General features: G+C 38.8%; 10 protein-coding genes. 4 read left to right on the forward strand and 6 right to left on the reverse strand.

Annotation, left to right across the window (positions count from 1 at the left end; all coding sequences use genetic code 11):
* Nucleotides 1-174 precede the first annotated feature (174 nt).
* Nucleotides 175-696 (forward strand): shikimate kinase, encoded by a 522-nt coding sequence (locus QZ620_RS12760; protein WP_295182304.1) that lies wholly within the window; start codon nt 175-177, stop codon nt 694-696.
* On the opposite strand, the gene QZ620_RS12765 is transcribed toward QZ620_RS12760, so the two are convergent.
* Genes QZ620_RS12765 through QZ620_RS12775 form a run of 3 tightly spaced genes read right to left on the reverse strand, consistent with a single transcriptional unit; the run spans nt 688 to nt 2,182 of the window.
* Nucleotides 688-1,188 carry a phosphoribosyltransferase family protein gene (locus QZ620_RS12765; protein WP_295182307.1) on the reverse strand — a complete coding sequence of 167 codons (501 nt, stop codon included), beginning with the start codon at nt 1,186-1,188 and terminating at the stop codon, nt 688-690. The genes QZ620_RS12760 and QZ620_RS12765 overlap by 9 nt on opposite strands.
* A gap of 3 nt (nt 1,189-1,191) precedes the next feature.
* Nucleotides 1,192-1,767 (reverse strand): SAM-dependent methyltransferase, encoded by a 576-nt coding sequence (locus QZ620_RS12770; RefSeq protein ID WP_295182310.1) that lies wholly within the window; start codon nt 1,765-1,767, stop codon nt 1,192-1,194.
* Nucleotides 1,760-2,182, reverse strand: a complete 423-nt coding sequence (locus QZ620_RS12775; RefSeq protein ID WP_295182313.1) for an RNA-binding S4 domain-containing protein — start codon at nt 2,180-2,182, stop codon at nt 1,760-1,762. The genes QZ620_RS12770 and QZ620_RS12775 overlap by 8 nt, the downstream gene beginning before the upstream one ends.
* 80 nt (nt 2,183-2,262) lie before the next feature.
* On the opposite strand from QZ620_RS12775, the gene QZ620_RS12780 reads away from it, so the two are divergent.
* A complete protein-coding gene (locus QZ620_RS12780) occupies nt 2,263-3,210 on the forward strand; it encodes a hypothetical protein (RefSeq protein WP_295182315.1) in 948 nt (315 codons plus the stop codon).
* A gap of 53 nt (nt 3,211-3,263) precedes the next feature.
* Here the strand turns inward: QZ620_RS12780 and QZ620_RS12785 are convergent, their stop codons facing one another.
* On the reverse strand, nt 3,264-4,040 hold the full coding sequence (locus QZ620_RS12785; RefSeq protein ID WP_295182318.1) for a hypothetical protein: 777 nt from the start codon (nt 4,038-4,040) through the stop codon (nt 3,264-3,266).
* A 40-nt stretch (nt 4,041-4,080) separates the two neighbouring features.
* Complete coding sequence (locus tag QZ620_RS12790) at nt 4,081-4,782, reverse strand: class I SAM-dependent methyltransferase (protein ID WP_295182320.1); 702 nt, start codon at nt 4,780-4,782, stop codon at nt 4,081-4,083.
* On the opposite strand from QZ620_RS12790, the gene QZ620_RS12795 reads away from it, so the two are divergent.
* Both QZ620_RS12795 and QZ620_RS12800 read left to right on the forward strand, forming a co-directional pair.
* Nucleotides 4,782-5,276 (forward strand): YkgJ family cysteine cluster protein, encoded by a 495-nt coding sequence (locus QZ620_RS12795; protein WP_295182322.1) that lies wholly within the window; start codon nt 4,782-4,784, stop codon nt 5,274-5,276. The genes QZ620_RS12790 and QZ620_RS12795 overlap by 1 nt on opposite strands.
* Nucleotides 5,277-5,319: 43 nt before the next feature.
* The gene (locus tag QZ620_RS12800) at nt 5,320-6,162 is read left to right on the forward strand and encodes a thioredoxin family protein (RefSeq protein ID WP_295182325.1); all 843 of its coding nucleotides are present in this window, start codon (nt 5,320-5,322) and stop codon (nt 6,160-6,162) included.
* A 4-nt stretch (nt 6,163-6,166) separates the two neighbouring features.
* On the opposite strand, the gene QZ620_RS12805 is transcribed toward QZ620_RS12800, so the two are convergent.
* Nucleotides 6,167-7,155: DUF1343 domain-containing protein (locus QZ620_RS12805; protein WP_295182327.1), on the reverse strand; the 989-nt coding region annotated here is incomplete at its 5' end.

A 7,155-nucleotide genomic window follows, 5' to 3' on the forward strand; every position in this document is an offset into this window, starting at 1 on the left:
GGACCCTCTCCTTAAAAGGGAGATGCTCTACCAACTGAGCTACCAGATCATTAAAAAGCATCCGTCTTTTTGCGAATGCGGGTGCAAATATACATGCATTAATTTATTTTTCAAGACATAATTGCTATAATTTTACCATAGTTTTGCCTTTTGCTCATTTTAAGTGATTTACAGATGAAAATTTTTTTGATTGGATACATGGGAAGCGGTAAATCAACCGTTGGAAAACTACTATCTGAAGAGTTAAACCATAAATTTTATGATCTTGATAACGAGATCAAAAAAGAATATGACTTGGCGATCTCTGAAATCTTTGCGAGAAAGGGAGAGATCTTCTTTAGAAAAGCTGAACGAAAGATGCTGGAGAAATTAATATACCTTAATGAGGACGCTGTAGTTTCTCTTGGAGGAGGAACTCCGTGTTATGGTGACAACATGGAGCTTATAAAAAATGCAGATTCGGTACGATCTATTTATCTCAAGCTGAACATTCCAACCTTATTGGAGAGATTGCAACGTGAAAAAACAGACAGGCCAATGATAAGTCATTTGGAAACTGAGGAGCTGCTGGAAGAGTTTATCAGAAAGCATTTGTTCGAAAGAGGCTTTTATTACAATCAAAGTGAGCTAATTTTAGATTGTGATGATAAAGATCCTTCAGAAATCACACGGGAATTAGTGAGGACTTTAAGATAACTCTACACGTTCATGATCCTTTTCAAAAATAACTTTTACTGTTTCGCTTAGAGAGGTCGATAGAGATAGACCTTTAAAATCGGCTTTCACCGGGTAGCGTTTGTGATTCCTGTCTACAAGCACTGCGGTCTTGAAATTTTTAATTGGAACGTCCAGAAAATATCGTACTCCATAAATAAGAGTGGAACCTGAATTCAATACATCGTCCACCAGGATCAAAGATTTGTTTTGATATTCTTCGGGCTTTAAGGAAACAATTATAGGATCTAATGGTGATTTTTTGTTGATCACCACCTTACCCAAAATAGTTTTTAAAGGTGAAATTTCCTGAAGTTCTTTTTCAAGTTTCTGAGCTAGAATATATCCATTACTCGCGATGCCTGCGATAATAATCTCTTTCTCGTCCACATTACTTTCATAGATCTGGTAAGCTATTCTCCTGATTTTATGCTTGATCTCGTCCTGGTTTAGAATTGAATGCTTAGCTTTCATAAATTACTTTTTTCGAAATTTGAAGAATAGTTCAGTCCCTAAACGAGGTTTTATGGAATTGTATGCTTTCTCCAGAATTTCAATATGATAATACGGACTAAAATAAGTTAAATATTCTTCACGACTGCCGCCAAAAGGTGGACCGTCTTCCTTTAATTCAAAATTGAATAATAAACCTGCCAGTACTCCTCTAGATCTTAGAAGTTCACTGGTTTTTTGAGCATATGCACTTCGTTTAGTAACCGGTAACGCGCAGAAAAAGGTTTGCTCCAGGATTAGTTCGAAGGAATTCTCAATTTTAAAAAAATCCTGGTGCAGCATTTGGTCTTCAGGAAATTCAGGATTGCGAAGTGAAAATGAGTTTAAAGGTATTTCAGCAATATCGCATAGAAAGACATTTCTAAAACCATTTTTAAAAAGGCATTCTGCTTCATAAGCATTGCCTGCTCCTGGAATCAGGATTTTTAGATCCTTGTTCTCAATACCATCTGCAAATGCCTTAATTGGAGGGGAAACAGCTCCCAGATCCCATCCAGTTTGATGATTTTTATATCTACTGTTCCAGTAATCTTTAGTCATCTTTTTTCTTCTCTAAACCATCATCCTTCTTTTCGTCTAAGCCGTCATCTGTATTTTCAAACCAATCATCAATATCACGACGGTCCTTCTTCGTAGGGCGGCCAGTACCTTTCTTGCGGTAATAGTCCTTGGAGTATTTTAAAAGATCCAGTTTCTCAAAGGCTTCTTTCGGGGTGATATCATGAACATAGATATTTACAAGTTTCGCCCCAACACGACTTTTGGGGAGATCGAGGATTTCCAGCTCATAATTGATCTGGTTTTTCCGAACCCTTAGTTTATCACCAGGGAATACGTCTTTGCTAGGTTTCAGAATCTCATCGTTCAATCTTACCTTTCCTTGCTTGCAGGCAGTTGTTGCCAGACTTCGGGTCTTAAAATAGCGTACGCACCACAAAAACTTATCAACTCTCATACTTATACCTTCAAATCGCCGTTCAATATTGAACAAAAATACAAGATTATTGTATCTTGCGGCTCCAAAATAAAATTCTGATGAGAATAAACAAATTGATGCTGGTTGGTCTTACGGCTTTTCTTGCATTTGCATGTAATAATGATGATGATGGCGGTTTGGCCCAGGTTGAAGTTCGTGACCGTACAGAGGTTGCTGTCGAAGACGACCAGGCACTTTTAGACTATCTCTCCACCCATTTTTATAACTATGAAGATTTTGAAAATCCTTCTGAAGATTTCAACTATCAGATCGTATTCGATACGATTGCAGGTGAGAATGCAGATAAGGAGCCGATCATCAATTCAGATAAATTGATAACGAAAATTGTTAATCATGAAGGTGTAGACCAGAATCTATATGTCCTTAAAGTACGTGAAGGCGCTGGAGCGAAACCTACCTTTGCAGATTCTACCTTTGTTACTTATGAAGGAGAACTTCTTACAGGAACTGTTTTCGACTCTAACTTAAGAAACCCTATTTGGTTTAATCTTTCACCATATTTTGGGATCGTTGATAACCGTGTAACACCTCTTGGCGGTGTTATTAAAGGATTTCAGGCAGGATTGACTGAGTTTGGTGCAGCTACTGGTTTTGAAGTGAATGCAGACAATTCTGTAGAATGGAACAATGACTACGGGATTGGTGCTATTTTTATGCCTTCCGGGTTGGCTTATTACTTTAATTCACCGGAGACGATACCGGTTTACTCACCTCTTGTTTTTCAAATTAGTAGTTATGTGGTAAATCAGGCAGATCATGATAATGATGGTATTCCTTCATTTATGGAAGATCTGGATGGAGATAATGATGTAACTTCGGATGATACAGATGAGGACGGACTTCCAAATTTATCAGATCCAGATGATGATGGTGACGGTACTCCTACAAGGGATGAAATCGAAATTACTGAGGATGGAACTTTGATCTTAACTGATTCAGATAACGACGGAACTCCAGATTACCTGGATCCAGACGAGTTTCAATAGTGGAATAGCTATTATAAATGGAAATAAAAAAACCTGGCGATCGCCAGGTTTTTTTATTTTCCGCCCGCAGATTGCAAGTCCAGAATACAGGCATCATCCAGCTGAGGAAGATTATTATTGTCTATAGTGTTGATGACCCCGCTACCAAATTCAATACTTGCCTTCATTAAGCATTTATCGGTAATGCAGTGTGCAGTGTTATTCGGGTCCTCGTGATCTGTGACTGGCTCAACGCCCAAGTTGACCAAACCAAATAAATGACCAAATTCATGATTTAAGGTCGCGGCCTCAATAATTGCTTTACTCGGTGCGTTGAACTTGCTTGCAAAGTTTTTGATTGTTTCCCCGTAGAGGATGATTGAAGTATTTCTGAATGCGGTACCCAGAGTGATCTTAGTTTCAGAGTCGTTGATCTTCTTGCCAGCTGCAAAATAGATCCAGACTCCAATTTCATCGCCTACAGTATAAACCGTTCGTGTGCTGCTTTCTACAGTTCTCAAATCATCTTCATCGAAAGGAGTGAGTCCGGAACTTGCTACAGAGCGTAAATTGATGGTAATTCCATCGGGTTTGTAAACCCTGCTTTCTAGAAAACTTCTGAAGGCATCGATTGCTGCAGTCTCTGGTCTAAATCCCTCAGCATAGACGACTTCAATATTCATTGAAGTAAATTCGGTATCACTTAATAGATCTGAAGCAGATGAACCGGTAACCTTTAAGTTAGCCGCTTTATTGTTTCCTTCTTCGGAATCATTATCAGAATCCTTACTACACGATACAGCGAGGCTGCTCAGAAACAGGATTAAAAAAGCTTTGTAAATTTTATTCATTCTGTATTAGATCTTGCGCAAAAATATGAAAAATAACGAGTTAGACTTTTTTCAGAATCGCCAGGTAATCATAATGTTCTCCTTCAAAAACGATCTCACAAGAAAAATTGTTGTTGTTTGCTGCCTTCTGAAGAATTTCTTTATCGACATATAACCAGTCAAAAGGATCTGAAGTTTCTCCCTTGTAACTCAATTCATAAGTGAGTTCCCCGTAATATTCTTCGGAATCAATAAACTCATCATCGAAAAGATAAATAAGATCTGAAGAATCAAGAATCAGCTGTCCGTTATCATTCAGAAGCTCATGACAGTGCTGAAGGAAATCATCGATATTATCAAGTTTTCCAATGATCCCGGTTCCATTCATCAACATAAGAATGCTATCAAATCTTTCCGAAGAGATCTTATAGAAATCCTGAACAACCGCATTGTTGAGTCCGCGCTCTTTTGCGATCTCTATAGCTCCGGAAGAAGTATCTATAGCCTTAACCTCCAATTTGCGCTCATTTTGAAGATAAAGGGCATGACTGCCAGCCCCGCAACCAACATCAAGAATACTGCCTTTGCAAAGTTTTAGTGCTTCCTGTTCGAGCTTTGGCATTTCTTCAAAATCCCGAAATAGATAAGCGACGGGAATTTCATCATTTTCAAAGTCTGGTGAATGCACCGTGATGGGAGTTTCATCTTTTTCTTTGTAGTAGCCTGCAATGGCTTTGCCGAATATATCCTTATTTTTGTCCAATGGATGAAGAGCTTAAAAGTTTACCTAATCGCGCCAAAGATAAGAAGAAGGAAAATAGAAAATTCTTTTCGCGACTAAAGAAGCGTCCTCCAAAGGATCTGGATAAGCTCATGGTGGAATTGCACGAGGAAGAATTTTCCAGAACCGACTGTTTGCAATGCGCCAATTGCTGTAAGACCACGGGACCTTTATTTACACAAAAAGATATTGGAAGGATCAGTAAACATTTTCGAATGAAGCCCGGGGATTTTATAGACACTTATCTCAGGCTGGATGAGGAGAACGATTATGTGCTACAGCAGGTGCCATGTCCTTTTTTAGGCGACGACAATTACTGTGGAATCTATGATCAGCGACCAAAAGCCTGCCAGGAATATCCTCATACAGACCGCAAGGATTTTCATAAAATATCCTCTCTCACTATAAAAAATACTAGCATTTGTCCGGCGGCTTACAATATCGTCGAGGAAATGAAAAAAAGATTAAAATCGTAACACTTAGGTCTAAAAAATTTATATTTTTGGGAAAACCTTAACGATGAAAAGTCTTATTATTCTCCTGCTTTTGTGTGGGTCTAATCTCTTTGCAAATAACTGGTATACAGATCTCGAAGCAGCGCAAAATGCAGCTATCGCCAGTAATAAATTAATATTGGTAGACTTCTGGGCTACCTGGTGCGGTCCATGTAAAGCTATGGATCGTGATGTTTGGAGTGATCAGGAGGTGCAGGAAGTGATGCAAAACTATATCCCTTTAAGAGTTGATTTCGACACTCAGCGACAATTGAACATGGAGTATGGCGTTAAAGGAATTCCGTATGTGGTGATCATGGATGCCAATGGCAAGGTGATCCATAACAATCTTGGCTATACCAATAAACTGGAGACCATGAGAGTTCTGGAGAAGTTTAAATTGAATACTTCGTTTTTGCAGGTAGAGTCAGCTTATTACAAAAGAAAACCAAGTTACTCCACTGCTCTTAGACTGGCACAGAAATACCTGGATTATAGTTTATACTTGGATAAGGATCTTCGACGACCGATTCTAAATATAACCGAAGAATATCTTAATGAAGCTCAGGATCTGCTGGACGAAAAACAGTCTAATTATAAGATGATTAGTCAGAAACTGGATTTACTAGTCACCAATGTTAATCTCTATCAGGGTAATTACAGAAAGGTTGAAAGGTTTTTAAAGAAGAAAATTAATGAAGAAGAATTGCGTAAATATAACTGGGGCTTATATACATTTCTTAATTACTGCATGGCCATAGAAAATGGTGAAGAGGCACAAATTAGTAAGTGGACCGAAGAATTGGAAAAACTAAACAATTCAGATCTTTATAAAACCAGGGCTAAAAATCTGCAGGAAACTAGCTGATCATCTAAGGGTACATCAAATATTTTTTACGAGTCTTTTGAAAAGCTTCGAGACCTGGCTTCCAGGATTCCCGGATTTCTTCAGCCGAGAGACCTTTTATAATTTGATCTTTCAGTAAAGAAGTTCCAGCCAGTTTCAGGAAGAAATCGTTAAAAAACTGGTCCTGATATTCTATATTCTGATAAGCTTCCAACAACCATTCCAGGTTGATGAAATTCAATGTTTCCGCAGTGCTTAAATTGCGCCCGAAACATTCCTTATTCTCATGCTTTGGATATTTGGCACCTTCCATGGACTTTGGAGTATAAGCATAATCGAAATCCTCCTCATCCAGAAAAGGGGAGCCGAAAACCTGGAATTGAAGATTCGTACCGCGGCCGGCATTCACATTCGTTCCTTCAAAAAAGCAAAGACTTGGGTAAAGATTGATCGATTTAGCGTTGGGGAGGTTTGGGGATGGTTTTACAGGTAGTTTATACTTCATCGAATGCTGGTAATTCTGCATAGCAATTGTTTCCAGATCACACTGAATTTCGTTCTCGAGCCATTTTTCTCCGTTGATCATTTTTGCATATTCAGCAATGGTCATTCCGTGCACTACCGGCACTGGATGCATTCCCACAAAGCTCTGATGTTGTTTTTCGAGAATTGGGCCATCGATATAATGTCCATTAGGATTTGGTCTGTCCAGAATTAGAACCGGAATTCCTTGTTCTGCACAGGCTTCCATGACATAATGCATGGTTGAGATGTACGTATAGAACCTGGCTCCAACATCCTGGATATCGAAGATTAGTAATTCTATGCCTTTCAGGTCTTCAGCAGTTGGTTTTTTATGGCTTCCGTAGAGAGAAATAACCGGAAGGCCACTAATTGGGTCCTTACCGCTTTTAACGGTTTCGCCAGCATCTGCAGTTCCGCGAAAACCATGTTCGGGAGCGAAAACCTTTTTTATCTGGACATTCTTGCTTAATAAAGTGTCCACAAGATGAG

This window comes from uncultured Christiangramia sp. (assembly GCF_913046405.1).
GTDB classification, from domain to species: domain Bacteria; phylum Bacteroidota; class Bacteroidia; order Flavobacteriales; family Flavobacteriaceae; genus Christiangramia; species Christiangramia marina.

What these genes read in the sequence shown, in the direction of transcription:
- QZ620_RS12760 (WP_295182304.1), top strand. Translation starts at nt 175, where the DNA reads ATGAAAATTTTTTTGATTGGATACATGGGAAGCGGTAAATCAACCGTT.
- QZ620_RS12765 (WP_295182307.1), bottom strand. Translation starts at nt 1,188, where the DNA reads ATGAAAGCTAAGCATTCAATTCTAAACCAGGACGAGATCAAGCATAAA.
- QZ620_RS12770 (WP_295182310.1), bottom strand. Translation starts at nt 1,767, where the DNA reads ATGACTAAAGATTACTGGAACAGTAGATATAAAAATCATCAAACTGGA.
- QZ620_RS12775 (WP_295182313.1), bottom strand. Translation starts at nt 2,182, where the DNA reads ATGAGAGTTGATAAGTTTTTGTGGTGCGTACGCTATTTTAAGACCCGA.
- QZ620_RS12780 (WP_295182315.1), top strand. Translation starts at nt 2,263, where the DNA reads ATGAGAATAAACAAATTGATGCTGGTTGGTCTTACGGCTTTTCTTGCA.
- QZ620_RS12785 (WP_295182318.1), bottom strand. Translation starts at nt 4,040, where the DNA reads ATGAATAAAATTTACAAAGCTTTTTTAATCCTGTTTCTGAGCAGCCTC.
- QZ620_RS12795 (WP_295182322.1), top strand. Translation starts at nt 4,782, where the DNA reads ATGGATGAAGAGCTTAAAAGTTTACCTAATCGCGCCAAAGATAAGAAG.
- QZ620_RS12800 (WP_295182325.1), top strand. Translation starts at nt 5,320, where the DNA reads ATGAAAAGTCTTATTATTCTCCTGCTTTTGTGTGGGTCTAATCTCTTT.